The sequence below is a fragment of the Microbispora sp. GKU 823 genome (assembly GCF_002027145.1).
GTDB lineage: Bacteria > Actinomycetota > Actinomycetes > Streptosporangiales > Streptosporangiaceae > Microbispora > Microbispora siamensis.
Map to the genome: position 1 here is coordinate 13,901 of NZ_MWJN01000075.1, position 18,215 is coordinate 32,115.

Here is an 18,215-nt window from a genome sequence, read left to right on the forward strand (position 1 = left end):
GATCTATCTCAACGGCATGACGGGGGCCGTGCCCCGGCTGCCGACCGACCTGAACCGGCTGGAGGAGATGGCCGAGCGGCGGCTCGGCCCGGGGCCTGTCGGCTACGTCGCCGGCAACGCGGGCAGCGGGCGCACCGAGCGCGCCAACCGTGAGGCGCTCGACCGCTGGCGGATCGTGCCGCGGATGCTCCGCGACGTGCGTGAACGCGACCTGTCGGTGACCGTGCTGGGCAGGCGGCTGCCCGCGCCGCTGGCACTGGCGCCGATCGGCGTGCTGTCGATCATGCATCCGGAGGCCGAGCGGGCCGCCGCCCGCGCGCCGCCGCGACCGGCGTGCCCTTCGTCCTGTCGTCGGCCTCCAGCACGCCGATGGAGGACGTCGCGGCGGCCATGGGGGACGGCGAGCGGTGGTTCCAGCTCTACTGGGGCAAGGACCGCGAGGTCACCCTCAGCTTCCTCACCCGGGCCAGGGCGGCGGGGTTCACCGTGCTGGTCGTCACCCTCGACACGCCGCTGCTGGCCTGGCGGCCCCGCGACCTCGACCAGGCCTACCTGCCGTTCCTGCGCGGTGTCGGCACCGCCAACTACTTCACCGACCCGGCGTTCCAGGCCGGGCTCGCCCGGCCCGTGCACGAGGACCCGAACGCCGCCGTCCTGCACTTCGTGGGGATGTTCGGCGACCCGGGCAAGACGTGGCCCGACCTCGCGCTGCTGCGCGAGCACTGGGACGGCCCGATCGTGCTGAAAGGCGTCCTGCACCCCGACGACGCCCGCCTGGCCGCCGACGCCGGAATGGACGGCGTCGTCGTCTCCAACCACGGCGGACGCCAGGTCAACGGCTCGATCGGGGCGGCCGACGCCCTGCCGGCCGTCGCCGACGCCGTGGCCGACCGGCTCACCGTGCTGTTCGACGGCGGCATCCGCACCGGGGACGATGTCGTCAAGGCGCTCGCGCTCGGCGCCAGGACCGTGCTGCTCGGCCGCCCGTACGCGTACGGACTGGGCCTGGACGGCCAGGCGGGGGTGGAGCACGTGATCCGCTGCGTGCTGGCCGAGACCGATCTCACCCTGGCCCTGTCCGGCTGCGCCGGGCTCGCCGCGCTCACCCCGGACCTGCTCACCCGGATCTGACCCGGCCCTCGCGTGGTCGATCCCCGGGTCGCTCGGAAAATCCGCTGCCCCTGGCGGCCTCCGCTCGGCATGACGGCGTCATGGTGCGGGCATGGTGCGAATGAGCCACTCGGAGCCGTCGCAGCCGAGGGGTGGTGAGGTGTGTGGCCGTCAGGGATGCGAGTGGGGGCAACGGGCGAGGCCGGCCGTCTTCGGCCTTCACCGGACACGCCGCCGACGACGAGCTCGCCGTGAAGCTGAGCGATCTCGCGCGGACACTACAGGATGAGGACACCGCCCAGGAGACGCTGGACGCCATCGTCGGCGCGGCCGTCGACACGGTCCCCGGCGCGCAGCACGCGGGGCTGACGGTCGTCATCCGCCGCCGTGAGGTCGAGACCCCGGCCGCGACCGGCGACGTGGTGCGGCAGGTGGACAGGGCGCAGTACGAGACGGGCGAGGGACCGTGCCTCGACGCCGCCTACAAGCACAGGACGGTGCGGCTGTCGGACATGACCCAGGAGAAGCGATGGCCGGAGTTCACCCGGCGCGCCCTCGATCTCGGCGTGAAGAGCATGCTCTCCTTCCAGCTGTACGTCCACAAGGACAACCTGGGCGCCCTGAATCTGTACTCACGTGAGAAGAACGCCTTCGACGACGCATCCGAGCATGTCGGCCTGCTGTTCGCGGCCCACGCGGCGGTGGCGATGTCGGGAGCGCGGCAACAGGAGCAACTGAGGCACGCGATGGCTGTCCGCGACCTCATCGGCCAGGCGAAGGGCGTCCTCATGGAACGCCACAAGCTGACCGCGAACCAGGCGTTCTCCCTGCTCGTACGCGCCAGTCAGCAGACCAACACCAAGCTGGTCGACGTCGCCGAGTATCTGGTGGACACCGGGGAGCTGCGCACCCGTGGAGACCGTTGACCGGCCGGCGGGGCGGAATCAGCCGTGCGGCCGCCGCGGACCCGGCAAGAGCGGCGGGAGCACGGCCAGACCGAAGGTCTCGAGCAGGCCGACGATCTCCAGGACTCTGTGGGCGATGCGACTCGGCTTGATCAGCGTGAGGCGGCATCCCACCTCGGCCGCGGCGGTCTGGCTCATGAGTAACGCACGTATGCCGGACGCGTCGAGAAAGGTGACCCCCGCGAGGTCGACCTCGATGCGGCTCGGCCGCTGCCGCCGCAGGACCTCGAGGACGCCGCCGTACAGTTGCCCGGACGTGCTTATGTCGATCTCACCGCACGCGATGATCCGCGTCATCCCTGCCCACGCACACACGGCGGGTGGTTCCTGCGCGGGAGGAAGAGCGGAGGGGACTTCGGGACCCATTCGGTTCTCCCGTGGTCGAGGCCGGCCGCATCCCCTCACTTCTGAAGGCCACGACCAGCCCACACATGAGTAACCACAACCGGGCGGGCCATACCATTCCCGCACCCGCGGCAAAACAATGGGAAAATCGCACGGGCCGCGCCGAGGACCGCCGCGCCCGGCCCCCGGCCGGCGCGTCGATCGAGGTGGCCGAGCCGAGGTCCTCGGCCAGGGCCTCCTCCTCCAGTTCCTCCCGCCGTGCGGCGCCGGGCCGGCGGCGGCCATCTCGGCCGCCTGGGCGCGCTCGGCCTCGCCGAGCTGCCGGTGCGCGGTGGTGAGGACGACCGCGCCGAGGAGCACGGCCGCGGCCCCCATGTAGAACGGCGCGTGCCGGCTGTCGAAGTGCTCGGCGAGCTTGCCCGCGACGAAGGGCGCGAGGCCGCCGCCGATGAACCGGATGAAACCGTACGACGCGGAGGCGATGGGCCGCTCCACCGGCGAGATGGTCATGACCGCCTGGGTGGTGACGGTGTTGTTGACGCCGATGAAGACGCCGGCCACGATCACGCCGCAGATCACGGCGATCCGGTTGTCGGTGAACAGCGCGATCACCAGGATGTCGATGCTGAACAGCACGAGATTGGCGTACAGCGTGCGGGCGATGCCGAAGCGGGCCTGCAGCCGCGGGGCGCCGAAGACCGAGAAGATCGCGACGAGGATTCCCCAGCCGGTGAAGACGAGGCCGAGCTGGTGCTCGTCGAGCTCCATCGGATACGGCGCGTAGCCCAGCACCGTGAAGAAGCCCCAGTTGTAGCAGAGCGCGGTCAGGCCCAGGATGAGCAGGCCGCGGTGGCGCAGGGCCTTGATCGGGGCCGCGATGCCGGTCTTCTTCGCCGGCGTGGGCGTGGGCCGCACCAGGGTGACGGTGGCGATCAGCGCGATCGCCATCAGGACCGCGACGCCGTAGAACGGGCCGCGCCAGCTGATGCCGCCGAGCACGCCGCCCAGCAGGGGGCCGACCGCGATGCCGACGCCGAGCGCGGTCTCGTACAGGATGATCGCACCGGCGAAGCCGCCGCTGCTCGACGCGACGATGACGGCCAGCGAGGTGGCGATGAACAGGGCGTTGCCGAGGCCCCAGCCGGCGCGGAAGCCGACGATGCCGCCGATGCTGCCGGACGCCCCGGCGAGGGCGGCGAACACCACGATCAGGGCGAGGCCCACGATGAGGGTGCGCTTGGCGCCGATCCGGCTGGAGACCCACCCGGTCACCAGCATCGCCACGGCGGTGACGACCAGGTAGCTCGTGAACAGCAGCGACACCTGGCTGGGCGTGGCGTGCAGCTTCGCGCTGAGGGCGGGCAGGATCGGGTCCACCAGCCCGATCCCCATGAACGAGATCACGCAGGCGAAGGCGACGGCCCAGACCGCCTTCGGCTGCTTGAAGGGGTTGGAGACGGGGGCATGAGCAGAGCTCACCGGACCTCCTGGAAATAAGCGAGGGGGAGCGCCCTGGTCCCTACTCGTCCGCCGTGCCCTCGAGCAGGCGCCGGAGCAGGGGGAGGAACTCGCCGGCGACCCGCGTCAGCTCGCGCAGCTCGCCGGGGGACAGCGTGCCGAGCATCTCGGTGAGCCGCTCTCTGCGCCGCCGGCGCCGCTCGGCCAGCAGCGCCCGGCCGGCGTCGGTGACGCTGACCCGCACCGCGCGGCCGTCGAGGTCGTCGACCGCCCGGCACACCAGGCCTTCGCGCTCCAGGCGCTGCACGAGCTGGGTCATCGACGGCTGGGTGACGGACTGCTTCGCGGCCAGGACGCTCAGCCGCTCCGGGCCGTTGCGGTCCAGGTAGGACAGGGTCGTCGCGGCCGTGAGGCTGAGGTCGCTCTGCGCGGACAGCCGCCGTACGGCGAGCACCGCGAGGTCGTCCAGGACGGCCGCGACCGCCTGGGACTCCTCAGGGGGATCGGCGCTCGGGGTGACGGACACAGGTGTTCCTCCGGACGGGAACCGAATTTACATAGGAAGCTTATACAACTCTCCGGAGTGCACCACATCGCCCCCACGTCGCCCCGGCTTCGGCGGGCGAACGGATACGTCGGCGACGGGCACCCCGCCGCCGACGTTTCCCCTGCACGAACAGGGCCGGCCCTTGGGCCCGATCAGCCGCGCCTGGCGGGCGGCCAGCCGTAACCCCAGCCGCCCTGGGCCATCGTCTGGAAGGCCCACCCGTCCTCGGTGCGCACCAGCAGGTCGCCGTAGCGCATGCTCTCCCGCCGGCCTTCGACCGTCATCGTCGCCGTGGTCTCCACGAACACGAGGTTGGGGCTGAGGAAGTGCGGCGTCCTCACCGACTCCATGTCGAGCCCCGCCGTTCCGCCGCCCATGGCCTCCCGCATCGCCTCGACGTACTCCTCGCGCGTCCACTGCCGTACGGCCGCGAAGCCGCCCGGCACGTCGGTGGCCAGGTTCATCGGGAAGACCGCGAGGTCGGCGAGTTGCTCGATCGCCCCCTGCTCGGCGAGCGCGTCGTACTGGGCGAACCAGTCCTCGATGCTCTTCAGTTCCTCGCCGCTCGGCTCATACACGAAATATGCCCCTTTCTGCCGTACGGCGTACCGTACAGCATACGAAGCGCTGGTACGAGTCGGCGCGGCACTCGGGCGGGAGATATCCGGGATGTCGTGGCGTACAGTAACGAGACGAATCCTGTGCGTGGTAAAACTTTGGTCTTCGTCGTTGTTCCGGTCTGGTGAGGGGTCCGGGGCCCCATCAGCCGGACGCTTTCCTGGAGATGGCCATGGAGATGGGGCTGGGCGGCTCGGCGGCCGACACGTTTCCCACGCGGCCCGAGCTGCAGCGGCTACTGCCCGGGTATCGACTGATCCGCCGGCTCTCCCAGACGCCCATGAGCGAGGTGCACCTGGCGGAGGAGGTGGGCCTCGCCAACCGCAGGGTCGCCCTGAAAGTCCTCAACCCGAGCGTGTGCGATCAACCGAGCTTCCGGGAGCGTTTCCACCGTGAGGTGAAGAGTGCGGCGCGGCTCGGCCACCCCAACGTCATCCCGATCCATCAGGCGGGTGAGGCGGGCCCACTGCTCTACCTGGTCATGCCGTACGTCGAGGGCACCGACCTGGCCGGGCTCCTGCGTGCCGAGGGCCCCCTCGGCCTGGCCAGGACCGCGCGGATCATCCGCCAGGTCGCCGCCGCCCTTGACGCCGCGCACGGCAAGGGCCTGGTGCACCGGGACGTCAAACCGCACAACATATTGATCGACCGTGACTCCGGACATGTGTACCTCTGTGACTTCGGCATCGCGAAGCACGTGGCGGACGAGACGTCGTCGGCCGGACAGTTCATCGGCACGATCGACTACGCCTCGCCCGAGCAGATCCAAGGCCGCAAGGTCGACGAGCGGACCGACGTCTACTCCCTCGGCTGTGTCCTGTACCAGTGCCTGACCGGACGCAGGCCATACCCCGAGCCCGTCCCCGTCTCGGTGATGTGGGCCCATCTCCATGCGCCGCCGCCGCGGGTGACTGATTCGTGTCCGAATCTGGACAGCCGCATCGACGACATCGTGGCCACCGCGCTGGCGAAGAAGCCGGACGACCGCTTCACAGGGTGCGCCGAACTGGCCGCCCGGCTCGCCGAGGTCGTCGGCGCCGTGCCGGGGCCGGACCTTCCTGCGCCACCACCCCCGCCGCCGGGGAGCCGCGGGCGGCGCATTCTGACGATGCTGGTGGCGACGGTGCCGGTGATCGCCATCGGCGTGATCGTGTATGTGGTGAACAGGGACGACCTCGCTTCGGCCGCGCTGGCGCGCGTCCCGAAGTCGCTACAGGCGACCTGTGCCCGCGCCGGCACACGTGGCGGATTTCCCGGGGCGGACATCTCGCTGAGCTGCCGTGACGGCTCCGGCGACGAGGTGGTGTTCGGCCTGTTCGACACGGCGGCGGACATGGACGAGGCGTACGAAGCCGCCGTACGCGAGGCCGGTGTCGTCCAGGGCAGCGGGGACTGCGCATCGGCCGACACGGGCGAGCACCGCTACCCCGGGGTCGGGCCCCCGAAGGGGCGGGTCCTGTGCCGGACGGCGGGCGACACCAGGTCCCTGATCTGGACCGACACCGCGGCGAGGACCGTGGCGCGCGCCGGCATGTCGAAGGGCGGCAGAGCCGGGCCTGCCCCGCACATGGGCCGCCCTCCTCGGCGAACCGCCGTTCCCGACCAGGGACGAGAGGTCGCTGATCGACGACATGGAGGCGAAGGGCTGCAAGCGCGTCGAGCCCGGCGACCTGGACAGGTATCCGGAGGCGGTGGCGGGAGTCGAGTGCGATCCGGGCGCGGGTGCCACCGCGGTCTCCTACTATCGCTTCACCGACCTGCCCGCGCTGCGGCGCGCCTACGACGAGCGTGCGGGCAGGATCCGGGCGCCGTACGGCATCTCCTGCGCGACCAACCCGCGCGGGTTTCTCGGCAGCAACCGGTACGACCACAAGAGTGTGGAGATCGGCGGCGTGCTGTGCCATCCGGAGGCAGGCGGCGGGTTCGCCGTCGAGTGGAGCGTCGAACCGTTCCTCATTCTGGCCCGGGTGTCCGGTACGGACCCCCGCAAGCTGGCCGACTGGTGGAGCACGTCCGACACTCCCTCCATGGACAAGGTCGCGCGGGTCATCAACGCGCAGGCGCGACCCGCGTTCCCCACGGCCGCCGAGCAGGCTCTGCTACGGCACATCCCGGCGGCGTCGCGAGTCAATTGCGTACGCCCGTCGAAGGAACAGATAGCGACCAATGTGCGAGACGCGTCGATCGTCGGCGTGGTGTGCGGCCCCCTGTGCCGCGCATAGCGAAACACCCTGCGACACGTATCCGAAGGACTTCGTCGGAGAGGGCGCATACACCATCGACGGTGAATCCTCCGGTCGGCTGACCTGTAGAAGAAATGGCATCTGGTACAACCTCGTCTGGACCGACGAGCGGCTGAACATCGAGGCGTTCCACTTCAATGCCCCGAATCCCAGGAAGTTAATCGACTGGTGGCGCAAGGATGGAGGACTGGTCCAGGCGAGCTAGGGGAGCCGGGCAGTAGGTCTGGAGGATCGGCATGGGTGTGCTCGGCGGTTCGGTGACGTACCTTTACTGGTCGGAGCGCCGCGTGCGGAGAACGCTCGAGGACAATGGCATCGACCTGCGTAAGTGGACGACCAAGACCACTACCCCTGACTTCGGCGGAATGCTTCCGCAGGTCGAGATAACCGCCGCCGAAACGGTTCACCATCGCGCGAGACTGTCTGACCAGGTCGAAAGGGCGCTCGGCGAGACGATCGTCACGGACATCGAGAGCACTCCGCCCGGTGTCCGCTACGCACGGGGGCAAGGCTCCGTGGTCTTCGGCGAATTCGTCGGCCCCGATGGGGGAAGCCAGAATCGAGCGATGATCTATACGGAGGCGGACGGCGATGGTTCCATAGGTGTCTGCTTGTTCGGCAGCATGACGAACTTCGCAGATCACGTCCAAGGTGCGGAGTGGACCTCTGGGTGGGGATGGACATCGTCATCGGCGCCGGAGGTTCGCCGATTCCTTGAAGAGAAGTGCGCTCGGGGATTCGAGGGGCTCACGCGGGAGGAACTCGCCTTCCATGCCTGCCAGGTAGCGCGACACCAGGGGGGTCGTGACACGTTCCAGGCGTGGCGGCGCGCCTTCACGTACGGGGATATCGAGAGCAATGCCGAATGGGTGGCCGAGATCTTCTATGACGTGGATCTGTCCGAAACCAGATACAAGGACCTGACTCCCCCGAGCCGGATTCTGATCGGCGCTCCTTTGTGGATCCGCACTCCGCGTGCTCGCGATATCCGCCTCTATCAGGACTTTTCCCAAGAAGAACTGGAACTCTCTCACGTCGAGCGCCGGAGGGGAGCCGCTCTTCGCGCAGCCACGCGATCAGCGCTGCGTTCCCTGCTGACTCCGAAGGGTGCGGGGCGCAATCGGTCGCGTTAGCCGAGCGCGCGTATGAGACGCGGATCACGGGGTAGCCGTGGGCCCGTACGTCGTGAAGGCTCTCAACGGGAGGACCCATGGCCGCTCCGGTCGACTGGGGAAGAGGAGTGGCCGACGCCTGGTCGTCGATCGCCACGTTCGTCCCCAAGTTCCTCGCATTCGTCGTCGTCCTCGTGGTGGGCTGGCTGGTCGCCACGGCACTGCGGAAGGCCGTGGACGCCGTACTCGAACGCGTCGGGTTCGACCGATGGGTCGAGCGCGGGGCCGTGGGGCGGGCGCTGGCGCGCAGCAGGTACGACGCGTCCGGCCTGCTCGCGAAACTCGTCTACTACGCGATCCTGCTGATCACGCTGCAGATCGCCTTCTCCGTCTTCGGGCCCAACCCCGTCAGCGACCTGCTCTCCGGAGTGGTGGCATGGCTGCCCAAGGCCGCCGTGGCGATCGTCATCATCGTGGTCGCCAGCGCCATCGCCAGGGCCGTCAAGGACATCGTCACCGCCGCTCTGGGCTCCCTGCCGTACGGCCGGCCGCTGGCCACGATCGCGTCGGTGTTCATCATCGGCCTCGGCGTCATCGCCGCGCTCAACCAGATCGAGGTCGCGACCACCGTCACGACACCCGTGCTGATCGCCATCCTGGCCACCATGGCCGGCATCCTCATCGTCGGCGTCGGCGGCGGCCTGGTCCGGCCCATGCAGCAGCGCTGGGAGCACTGGCTGAGCCGGGCGGAGGCCGAGACCGACACCATCCGCGCCCAGGCCGCGGCCTACAGCCGGGGCCGCGCCGACGCGATGGAGACCGCCGCCGTGTCACGGGCGGAGCAGCCGCGGCAGCGGGTGGGGGCCTTCGCCCAGCCGGCCTCCGCCGCCTACCCGCAGAGCACGGCACAGCCTCAGAGCACCGCGCAGCCTCAGAGCACCGCGCAGCCTCAGAGCACCGCGCAGCCGCCGAACACCGTGCAGGCGCAGAACGTCGCGCAGCCGCCGAACGTCGGCGGGAACACCCCGGGCGTGCAGGGCGGCGAGGACGCGCGGGCGAGCCGGCCCGCGTACCCCGAGAGCACCCCGCCGGCCGCTCCGGGCGCTCCGACGACCCCCATTCCTCCGGCTGCGGGCACCTCGGGCGCCCCGATGCCGCAGGACGCGCCGGGTGAGGTGGCGCGGCCCACCTCCTCCCGGCCGAATCCCCCGGAGGAGCCGCCGTCGCCGCGCCGGTGAGCCCTTCGGTCGCGCGGGGCGTCCCTCAGCCGGAGGGGCGCCCCGCCGCTGTATGGGGTCAGGCCGGTTCGGCCGCGGCGTCGAGCATCAGGCAGACCGCGCTCATGCGCAGGGTGGCGAAGTCGAGCGGTTGGTCCGGTCCCGGCGCCCGCCAGCCCTTCTCCCGCGCGCCGTCCCAGTAGCCGATCAGGTAGGCGAGCAGGGAGGCCGGCCCGACCCGTTCGCCCAGCTCCGCGATGGCGTGCTTGACGGCGGTCATGTGCTGGTCCAGCGAGGCGAGGACCCCCGGATGCTGGTGCCGCAGGTCCAGCACGCGCTGCGCGAACTCGGCACGGATGCGGACAGGCCAGGACTGCTCGGACACGGAAGTCCCCCGGAGGGTCAAGGGTGATGGGTGCCTCATCACGATAAGCGCCTCCGGAAGCACAACGATCCAGAACCCTCAGAGAGGGCGAAACCTCAAGCGGGAGCGCCCGTCCCGCGTCCGGCGCGCGGGCAGTGCCGATCGCGGCCCAGTCTGGCGAAGGTGTCCGGCCCACGGGCGGGCTGAGGGGGTCAGAGCGGCGGCGTGCTGGAGCCGCGCACGACGAGTGTCGTCGGCAGGATCCGGGGCGGCGGGGCTTCCGCGCCGTTGATCATGGAGACCACCGCCTCGGCGGCGGCGGTGCCGAACCCGGCCTTGTCCTGGGCGACGGTCGTCAGGCCCGGCGGCACGAGCGCGGCCACCTCGATGTCGTCGAACCCGACCAGGGCGATGTCCTCGGGCACCTTCAGCCCGGCTTCGCCGATCGCGCGCAGCGCGCCGACGGCCATCTCGTCGCCCGCGACGAACACGGCGTCGGGCCGCTCGTCGGCCTCCAGCAGGCGGCGCATCGCGGCGTGGCCGCCCGACAGGTAGAAGTCGCCCTCGACCACGAACTCGGGCCGGCGCGGCAGCCCCAGCCGGGACAGTTCGTCCTGGTAGCCCCGCAGACGCTCGGCGCCGGGCCGCGTGTGCGCCGGGCCAGTGATCGTGGCGATGGCCCGCCGTCCCCGCTCGTGCAGGTGCCGTACGGCGAGGCGGGCGCCGCCGACGTTGTCCGAGGTCACGTACGTGGCGTGGGGACCCTCGACGGGACGGTCGAGGCTGACGCAGGGCACCCCCGATTCGGACAGCCGCTGCAGTGAGGGATCCCAGGTGCCGCTGTCGATCATCACGACGCCGTCGAGGTTGTGCCTGCGCGCGGCGCGCACGTAGGCGTCCTCGGTCCTCTCCCCGCTCGTGTCCCCGCTCGTCGCGAGCATGAGGAGGTGATATCCGCGCCCGCTGAGCGCCGTCTTCAGGCCGATGAGGATTTCCTGGAAGAACGGGTGCCGCCAGCCGGGGCGGCGGTGGTCGGTGTCCCACACCAGGCCGACCATGAAGGATTTCTTGGTGGCCAGCGTGCGGGCGGACTCGTTGGGCAGATAGCCGATTTGGCGGGCCGTCCGCAGCACCTGCTCCCTGGTCTTCGCGTTCACCACCTCGGGGTTGTTGAACACGCGGGAGACGGTCGCGGGAGACACGCCGCACAGGCGCGCCAGCTCTCTGATCGTTGCCACGGACCAAACGCTATCGCATCTCGCTGTAACCGGTTTCATGCAACCGGTTTCTCCAAAATAGGCAACCGCCGGGAAGTCCGTCAACCAGTAATCGGAATTTCCTTCCGTCATGTTTTTGTGACTTGACAGCTTCCCCTCCTCTTATGTGTGATGGCGGGCATCGGCCGGCGCTTTCTCGTTGCCACGGGCTCGGCCGCCGTCGTGTCTCGCAGCCGCTTCCCTTTCTCCTGTGAGGGAGTTCAGGTGTCCGCTGCGGAACTCCGTCTGCCCGCGTGTGTGCCCGCCGTACGGCTCGGCGGGTCCCGCGGCCTTCGGGGGGAACGGTTCCATCGCCCGTACGGCCGGCAGCCGTGTCCGGGCTGTTCACCCGAGCGGGCACGGAACCTGGAGCGAACAGGGGATGACGGCGACCGACGAACGCCTCGCCATGCCGCGGACCTTTCCCGCCGGCTTCGTGTGGGGCACGGCCACCGCGGCCTACCAGATCGAGGGGGCCGTCAGCGCCGACGGCCGGGGGCCCTCGATATGGGACACCTTCTGCCGGATGCCCGGCGCGGTGGCACGGGGTGAGTCGGGTGAGTTCGCCTGCGACCACTATCACCGCTGGCAAGAGGATGTCGATCTCATGAAAGACCTGGGGGCGGGGGCCTACCGATTCTCCGTTGCCTGGCCGCGGGTGCTGCCCGACGGCCGGGGACCGGTGAACCGGCGCGGGCTCGACTTCTACCGGCGGCTCGTGGACGCCCTGCGGGAGGGCGAAATCGAGCCGTACGTGACCCTCTACCACTGGGACCTGCCGCAGGCGCTGGAGGACCGCGGGGGCTGGCGGGTCCGCGACACGGCCGAGCGTTTCGCCGACTACGCCGAGGTGATGTACGACGCCCTCGGCGAATCGGTCTCGAACTGGATCACGCTGAACGAGCCGTACTGCTCGGCCATCGTCGGCTACGGCGAGGGCCGGCACGCGCCGGGCGCCAGGGAGGGGCACGGCGCGCTGGCCGCGGCCCACCACCTGCTGCTCGGCCACGGCCTGGCCGTCGCGCGCCTGCGGGAGATGGCCAGACCCGGTCAGCAGGTCGGGGTGACGCTCAACATGTCGCCGACCGTGCCGGTGACCTCCGCGCCGCGGGACGTCCAGGCCGCGCGGCGGATGGACCTGCTGGTCAACCGGCAGTTCACCGAACCGCTCTTCGGCGGGGCCTACGCCTCCGACATGGCCGAGACGTTCGGCCGGATCACCGACTTCTCCTTCCGGCGGGACGGCGACCTGGACGTCATCGGCACGCCGGTGGACTTCCTCGGGGTGAACTACTACTACCGCCTGCACGTGGAGGCCGCGCCGTACGAGGAGGCCGACCCCGCCCGGCGCTCGGCGTTCGACCTGGGCGTGCGCACCGTCACGCCGCAGGACGCGCGCACCAGCGGCCTGGGCTGGGTGGTGGAGCCCGAGGGGCTGTACGAGACCCTCGTCGGGCTGACCTCCCGCTATCCGGACCTGCCGCCCGTCTACATCACCGAGAACGGGTACGGCGACGACGGTGTGCTGGAGGACGGCGGGCGCATCGACTACCTGCGCGACCACCTGGCCGCGACCCGCGACGCGATGACGGCGGGCGCGGACGTGCGCGGCTACTTCTGCTGGTCGCTGATGGACAACTTCGAGTGGGCCCGGGGCTACTCCGCCAGGTTCGGCCTGGTGCACGTTGACTACGACACCCAGCTGCGCACGCCGAAGGCCAGCTTCCACTGGATGCGCGACTTCATCGCCGACCCGGTCGTCACCGGACCTGTGACCACGGGTCCGGTCGACATCCTGGTCGCCGGCACCCCGAGGGGTGAACGCCCGGCGGGGGACTGAGGAGCCCTCCGGGCTCCGGGTTGGCCGGCCGCGCCTCTGGCGCGTGCCGGTCAATTCCCCCTTCGATGCGCCTAATCCGGATTAATCGGCTACGTTTTGATCAACGTACGAGCGCATCAGGGCAGGACCAATGAACCAGGAGCAGGGCCCGCCGGGAATCGACGTGACGGTCCCCAGCGTCGCCCGGATCTACGACTACCTCCTCGGCGGCAAGGACAACTTCGCCGTCGACCGGGCGGCGGCCGAGAAGCTCATCGAGCTGACCCCGAACGCGCGTGAGGGCGTGCAGACCAACAGGCGCTTCATCCGCCGGGCCGTGACCCTCATGGCCCGGCAGGGCATCCGCCAGTTCCTCGACATCGGCGCCGGGCTGCCGACGCAGGAGAACGTCCACCAGGTCGCGCTCGGCGAAGCCCCCGACTCGCGGGTGGTCTACGTCGACAACGACCCGATCGTGCTCGCCCACGGCCGGGCCCTGCTGGCCGACAACAGCCAGACGATCGTCGTGGACGGCGACCTGCGCGAGCCCGAGGCCATCCTCGACGACCCCCGGATCAACGAGCACATCGACTTCGGCAAGCCGGTGGGCCTGCTCATGGTGGCCGTGCTGCACTTCATCCCCGGCACCGAGGACGCCGGGCGCATCGTTGCCACGCTGCGCGACCGGCTCGCCCCAGGTAGCGCGATGGCCGTCAGCCACCTGTCGTACGGCGACCTCGACGAGGAGAAGATCCGCGAGGGACGCGAGCTGTACAAGAACACCTCCGCCGGGGCGGTCACCCCGCGGACCCACGCCGAACTGCTGCGGTTCTTCGACGGGTTCGACCTGGTGGAGCCGGGTCTGGTCGTGACCGAGGAGTGGCGGCCCGAGCCCGACGAGCCGAAGCTGCCGAGGATCCCCGGCGTGGACGGCTACGCCGGCGTCGGCCTGCTGCGCTGACCGGACCCGATGAGAGGGCCCGGTGAGAGGGCCCGCCGCGGGCGAGCGGCGGGCCGGTCACCGGATCACGCGGCCGCGATCCACAGGTCGGGGCCGAACACCTCGTAGTGGATGCCGGAGGCGGGCACGCCCAGCTCGACCAGCTGCGCGCGCACGGCCCGCATGAACGGCAGCGGCCCGCACAGGCAGGCCACGACGTCCCCGGGCAGGTCGAGCGCCGACAGGTCGGCCCGGCCCACGGCGGCGACATGGTCGGCGGCGTGCGCTGCGTCACCCACCTGCGCCGGGGGCAGGTCCTCGTACCAGCGGTGCAGGGTGGCGCCGGGCAGGGCCGCGACCAGGTCCGCGAGCTCCTCGCGGTGGACGTGGGCGTCCGGGGAGCGGTCGGCGTGCACGACCATCACCCGTCGGCTCGAACCGGTGGCGGCGAGGTGGTCGAGCATCGACAGGATGGGGGGTGACCCCAATCCCCGCCGAGGCGAGCAGCAGCGGGCCGTCGCCCTCGGGCAGGGTCAGGTCGCCGAAGGGCGCGGAGACCGCGAGCACGTCACCGGCCCGGACGTGTTCGTGCAGCCAGGCGGACACCTCGCCCTCGGGGGCGTCCTCGCCGCGCACCCGCTTGACCGTGATCCGCCAGTCACCGCGTTCCGGGGCGTTCGACAGGCTGTACTGCCGGATCTGCCGCGCCCCGTCGGGCAGCGTGACCTGGACGCTGACGTACTGACCCGGCCGGAAGGACATCGGGGTGTCCGGGCGCAGGAGGAAGGAGGCGACGTCCGCCGTCTCGTCGCGCCGCTCGACCACGGTGGCCCGCGTCCAGCCCCGGCCCGCCTCGCGGTAGAGGTCGCGCTCCAGGCCGATCAGCGTCTCGGCCATGAGCCAGTAGACCTCGTCCCACGCCTGGGCGACCTCGGGCGTGACGGCGTCGCCCAGCACCTCGACGATCGCGCCGAACAGGTACTTGTGCACCACGGCGTACTGCTCCTCGGTGACGCCGAGGGAGGCGTGCTTGTTGGCGATCCTGGAGAGCATCGTGCCGGGAAGCTCCCCCGGGCGCTCCACCAGCGCGGTCGCGAACGCGGCGATCGAGCCCGCCAGTGCGATGCGCTGCTCACCGTTGGCCTGGTTGCCGCGGTTGAACAGGTCGCGCAGCAGCTCCGGGTTGTCGGCGAACATCGTGTCGTAGAAGCGGGCGGTGATCTCCTGGATCGCGCCCGCGATCACGGGCAGGGTGGCGCGGACGGTCACGGCCGACTCGGGGGAGAGCATGGCAATCTCCAAATTGGTATCTGATGCGCAAATTAAACGTCGGAAACCTGCTGGTTCTTCCCATTTGTGCAGGTCAGGAGAGGCTGAGCAGCACCGGCCTCGACGACGAGGAGGCCAGTTGATCCACGGTGATCGGATCGAGGGAGGCGTAGAAGGCCTGCTGTGCCGCGCGCAGCGCGCCGCGCAGGCTGCAGACGGCCCGTAGCGGGCAGGGGATCTCCCCCTCGCAGGTGACGACCTCCTCCTCTCCCTCCAGTTCGCGGACCAGCCAGCCGATCGAGGCCGTACGGCCGAACTCGGTCAGCTCCAGGCCGCCCCCGCGTCCCCGGCGGGCCTCCACGACGCCGAGGTGCTGCAGGCGGGCGATGGCCTTGGCGGTGTGGTTGTAGGGGATCGCCATCGCGTCGGCCACCTGGCGGGTGGTGAGCGACGCCCCCGGTTCCAGGACCGCCAGGCGCATGGTGACGCGCAGGGCCAGGTCCGTGAACTTCGTCAACCGCACATTTCGACGCTAGCAAATCGGTATGTAGCACTCCAATTTGGGGTGCTTCGCACGGAACGGAAGTTGTCGGTGGCCGGCTCTAGGGTGGACCCCATGACAACGCTGGCTGATCGCCCGAACACCGCGCTGCTGGTCATCGACGTCCAGAACGGGGTGATGGAAGGCGCTCCCAACCGCGACGCCGTGATCGCGAACATCGACACCCTGGTCGGCAAGGCCCGCGCGGAGGACGTGCCGGTGATCTGGGTGCAGCACTCCGACGACCACGGTCTCCAGCGGGACAGTGAGAACTGGCGGTACGTGCCCGAGCTGGTCCGCCAGGATGCGGAGCCGCTCGTCCACAAGAGGTACGGCGACTCGTTCGAGGACACCGACCTGGAGGCGCTGCTCGCCGAGCGCGGGGTGGGCCGCCTCGTCGTCACGGGCGCCCAGACGGACGCGTGCATCCGCTCGACCCTTCACGGGGCCTTCGTCCGCGGCTACGACGTGACGCTGGTCGGCGACGCCCACACCACCGAGGACCTCACCGCCTACGGTGCGCCGGCTCCCGAGCAGGTGATCGCGCACACGAACCTCTACTGGCAGTGGCAGAGCGCCCCGGGCCGCCGCGCGGGGACCGTCGGCACGGCGGAGGTGACCTTCGCCGCCGACGCGGGCTGAGGTTCCGGCGCGGCTGAGGGGGCATCACCGAGGGGGAGCGGGCCGCGGTGGGGGACGGCGCCGCTCCCCGTCTGAACGTGAGCGTGGTGGACGTGACCGCAGCCGCCTGTCCCGAAGACCTCGTCCGGGCCGTCCGGGCGGCGGGCGTGCGTGACGAGCGCCTGGTCCAGGCCGTGCGCTCGACCCCGAGAGCCGGTTTCGTCCCCACCGAGCACATCGCCCACGCGTACGAGGACGTGCCGATCCCCATCGCGCACGGGCAGGTGACGACCCAGCCGTCGCTGTCGGCGACGATGATCGAGGGGCTGGGACTCACCGGCCGGGAGCACGTGCTGGAGGTCGGCAGCGGCCTCGGCTACCAGACCGCGCTGCTCGCCCGCATGGCCGCCGACGTGGTCAGCGTCGAGTTGTGGCCCGACCTCGTACGCGGGGCACGCCGCAACCTGGCCCGGCAGGGCATCCGCAACGCCGAGGTGCTCGTCGGCGACGGTGGCCAGGGGGTGCCCGAGCACGCCCCCTACGACGCCGTCATCGTCTCGGCCGCCTTTCCCACGGTTCCCGCGCCGCTGGTCGAGCAGTTGCGGCTCGGTGGACGCCTGGTGCAGCCCATCGGCTCGGGCGGCCGGGAGGAGGTCGTGCTGTTCGAGCGCACCGTCATCGGTCTCGAACCCCGCCAGGTCCTCACGCTGGCCCGTTTCGTCCGTCTCCACGGCCGCTACGGCTATCCGTCCTGACCCTGTACGTACGGCCCGAATCGGAAGGTCGAATACTGGATTTAGGTTCGCATCGGGGGCATCTCCGCGCAGGCAATCACGCGTGTTCACCCCGTAATCAAACGCGCGACATCGCAGATCCGGGAGGACTGCGGGGATTGAGCGACTGCCGATAATCCCGGTAATACGGCAAATCGAATTTTATGCTGCCTTTACGCCGTTATCGTCGGCGGTTACCCTTTGATCGCTTTGCTGATGCTCGATCCGCTGTTGCCGAGTCTCTCCTGACGCTCAGCTTCACGCGGGCGCCGCCACAACAGCCTTCGCTGTGTGCCGACGGAGAGGTGGACGGGGTGCGACGGGGTGGGTTCATGCTGGGCAAAATCGGCCCGGCTCGATGGCTGCTGCGTGTCACGACTGTGGTGGTGATCGCGCTTGCGCCCGGGTTGATGCGGCTTCCGGCGTATCCGGGCCCGGTGGCCGCGCCGCGCGTGGTGCTGAACCTGCCGAACGACACGTCCGGGTCGGCGGGCGCTCCGCCAGTGCAGCAGTCGGGCTCGGCGAAGGACCTGCCGCACCTGGTCGACGCATCGGCCACGGAACCGAGGAACCTCCCAATTCCCGGCCCGCGCCCGCATGACGACGGAAAGCGCCCGGAAGGCGGGCTGCCGCTGGACAAGCCTCGCACGCCTTCGGGCGAACCGGCCGAAGGCGGTCTGAAGTCGCCGCCGCCCCTGCCTAAGGAGATCAAGGAGGCGGCTGCTGAGCCGGCGACGCCTCCGGCGGCCGTCCGGGCCCAGGGCCTGTCGCTGAGGCGGGTGGTGCCGGGTAAGGGCGCGTCAAGGGTGGTCACCCGGGTGGCGCAGGCCGGCACGCTGGGAGCCGCCACCCTGAACCTGACCTCCGCCACGGCAGGGGACAATGTTCCCTTCGTGGCGTCTCTCACGGCGACGGGAACCCTGGGCTCGGACGGGTGGACGATCTCGTCATTGACGCCCGAGTTCTCGGCGAAGATCACCGACCCGTTGTACCGGTCGTCCTATCTGGGGCTGGAGA

Annotated in this window: 15 protein-coding genes and 3 pseudogenes; 10 read left to right on the top strand and 8 right to left on the bottom strand. The window is 70.4% G+C overall.

The features are described 5' to 3' along the window. Positions 1–67 precede the first annotated feature (67 nt). Together B1L11_RS30900 and B1L11_RS30905 are read left to right on the top strand one after the other, a co-directional pair. Positions 68–1,131, top strand: a pseudogene (locus B1L11_RS30900) (lactate 2-monooxygenase). A 143-nt stretch (positions 1,132–1,274) separates the two neighbouring features. Further along, positions 1,275–2,036: a GAF and ANTAR domain-containing protein gene (locus B1L11_RS30905; protein WP_079318925.1), complete on the top strand. Its 762-nt coding sequence runs from the start codon at positions 1,275–1,277 to the stop codon at positions 2,034–2,036. Between the two features lie 18 nt (positions 2,037–2,054). On the opposite strand, the gene B1L11_RS30915 is transcribed toward B1L11_RS30905, so the two are convergent. The 3 genes from B1L11_RS30915 to B1L11_RS30925 form a co-directional block, all read right to left on the bottom strand. Then, entirely contained in the window at positions 2,055–3,899 is a 1,845-nt protein-coding gene (locus tag B1L11_RS30915) for an MFS transporter (protein WP_143737659.1), read from the bottom strand. A 40-nt stretch (positions 3,900–3,939) separates the two neighbouring features. Beyond that, positions 3,940–4,404: a MarR family winged helix-turn-helix transcriptional regulator gene (locus tag B1L11_RS30920; protein ID WP_079318927.1), complete on the bottom strand. Its 465-nt coding sequence runs from the start codon at positions 4,402–4,404 to the stop codon at positions 3,940–3,942. A 173-nt stretch (positions 4,405–4,577) separates the two neighbouring features. Next, positions 4,578–5,003: a hypothetical protein gene (locus B1L11_RS30925; protein WP_079318928.1), complete on the bottom strand. Its 426-nt coding sequence runs from the start codon at positions 5,001–5,003 to the stop codon at positions 4,578–4,580. Positions 5,004–5,323: 320 nt separating this feature from the next. Between B1L11_RS30925 and B1L11_RS55330 the strand changes: the two are divergent. Beyond that, positions 5,324–5,977, top strand: a pseudogene (locus B1L11_RS55330) (serine/threonine-protein kinase); the annotation flags it as partial. 488 nt (positions 5,978–6,465) lie between these two features. On the opposite strand, the gene B1L11_RS52380 reads toward B1L11_RS55330, so the two are convergent. Continuing rightward, positions 6,466–6,612, bottom strand: coding sequence for a hypothetical protein (locus B1L11_RS52380; RefSeq protein WP_256863036.1), 147 nt, complete (start codon positions 6,610–6,612; stop codon positions 6,466–6,468). A 62-nt stretch (positions 6,613–6,674) separates the two neighbouring features. Here B1L11_RS52380 and B1L11_RS52385 point away from each other — a divergent pair, with 62 nt between their 5' ends. From B1L11_RS52385 to B1L11_RS45780, 3 genes are all read left to right on the top strand, one after another. After that, positions 6,675–7,265 carry a hypothetical protein gene (locus B1L11_RS52385; RefSeq protein ID WP_256863037.1) on the top strand — a complete coding sequence of 197 codons (591 nt, stop codon included), beginning with the start codon at positions 6,675–6,677 and terminating at the stop codon, positions 7,263–7,265. Between the two features lie 257 nt (positions 7,266–7,522). Further along, on the top strand, positions 7,523–8,419 hold the full coding sequence (locus tag B1L11_RS30935) for a hypothetical protein (RefSeq protein WP_079318930.1): 897 nt from the start codon (positions 7,523–7,525) through the stop codon (positions 8,417–8,419). 77 nt (positions 8,420–8,496) lie between these two features. Next, positions 8,497–9,636 (top strand): hypothetical protein, encoded by a 1,140-nt coding sequence (locus B1L11_RS45780; RefSeq protein ID WP_079318931.1) that lies wholly within the window; start codon positions 8,497–8,499, stop codon positions 9,634–9,636. A gap of 58 nt (positions 9,637–9,694) precedes the next feature. Here the strand turns inward: B1L11_RS45780 and B1L11_RS30945 are convergent, their stop codons facing one another. Together B1L11_RS30945 and B1L11_RS30950 are read right to left on the bottom strand one after the other, a co-directional pair. Next, on the bottom strand, positions 9,695–10,000 hold the full coding sequence (locus B1L11_RS30945; protein ID WP_079318932.1) for a DUF6401 family natural product biosynthesis protein: 306 nt from the start codon (positions 9,998–10,000) through the stop codon (positions 9,695–9,697). A 191-nt stretch (positions 10,001–10,191) separates the two neighbouring features. Next, positions 10,192–11,217, bottom strand: coding sequence for a LacI family DNA-binding transcriptional regulator (locus tag B1L11_RS30950; protein ID WP_218671423.1), 1,026 nt, complete (start codon positions 11,215–11,217; stop codon positions 10,192–10,194). A 400-nt stretch (positions 11,218–11,617) separates the two neighbouring features. On the opposite strand from B1L11_RS30950, the gene B1L11_RS30955 reads away from it, so the two are divergent. Then, positions 11,618–13,075, top strand: coding sequence for a GH1 family beta-glucosidase (locus tag B1L11_RS30955; protein WP_143737662.1), 1,458 nt, complete (start codon positions 11,618–11,620; stop codon positions 13,073–13,075). A 130-nt stretch (positions 13,076–13,205) separates the two neighbouring features. Continuing rightward, a complete protein-coding gene (locus B1L11_RS30960) occupies positions 13,206–14,015 on the top strand; it encodes an SAM-dependent methyltransferase (RefSeq protein ID WP_079318934.1) in 810 nt (269 codons plus the stop codon). Between the two features lie 65 nt (positions 14,016–14,080). Here B1L11_RS30960 and B1L11_RS30965 read toward each other — a convergent pair. Continuing rightward, positions 14,081–15,284: pseudogene (locus tag B1L11_RS30965) on the bottom strand (globin domain-containing protein). A 73-nt stretch (positions 15,285–15,357) separates the two neighbouring features. Continuing rightward, complete coding sequence (locus B1L11_RS30970; protein WP_079318935.1) at positions 15,358–15,786, bottom strand: Rrf2 family transcriptional regulator; 429 nt, start codon at positions 15,784–15,786, stop codon at positions 15,358–15,360. Positions 15,787–15,879: 93 nt separating this feature from the next. On the opposite strand from B1L11_RS30970, the gene B1L11_RS30975 reads away from it, so the two are divergent. Further along, a complete protein-coding gene (locus B1L11_RS30975; protein WP_079318936.1) occupies positions 15,880–16,446 on the top strand; it encodes a cysteine hydrolase family protein in 567 nt (188 codons plus the stop codon). Positions 16,447–16,523: 77 nt separating this feature from the next. Further along, a complete protein-coding gene (locus B1L11_RS30980) occupies positions 16,524–17,180 on the top strand; it encodes a protein-L-isoaspartate(D-aspartate) O-methyltransferase (protein ID WP_256863038.1) in 657 nt (218 codons plus the stop codon). Positions 17,181–18,215: the final 1,035 nt, after the last annotated feature.

Excerpts from the sequence above, each read along its gene's own strand:
- B1L11_RS52385 (WP_256863037.1), top strand. The coding sequence starts at position 6,675 with ATGGAGGCGAAGGGCTGCAAGCGCGTCGAGCCCGGCGACCTGGACAGG.
- B1L11_RS30975 (WP_079318936.1), top strand. The coding sequence starts at position 15,880 with ATGACAACGCTGGCTGATCGCCCGAACACCGCGCTGCTGGTCATCGAC.
- B1L11_RS30960 (WP_079318934.1), top strand. The coding sequence starts at position 13,206 with ATGAACCAGGAGCAGGGCCCGCCGGGAATCGACGTGACGGTCCCCAGC.
- B1L11_RS30955 (WP_143737662.1), top strand. The coding sequence starts at position 11,618 with ATGACGGCGACCGACGAACGCCTCGCCATGCCGCGGACCTTTCCCGCC.
- B1L11_RS45780 (WP_079318931.1), top strand. The coding sequence starts at position 8,497 with ATGGCCGCTCCGGTCGACTGGGGAAGAGGAGTGGCCGACGCCTGGTCG.
- B1L11_RS30935 (WP_079318930.1), top strand. The coding sequence starts at position 7,523 with ATGGGTGTGCTCGGCGGTTCGGTGACGTACCTTTACTGGTCGGAGCGC.
- B1L11_RS52380 (WP_256863036.1), bottom strand. The coding sequence starts at position 6,612 with ATGTGCGGGGCAGGCCCGGCTCTGCCGCCCTTCGACATGCCGGCGCGC.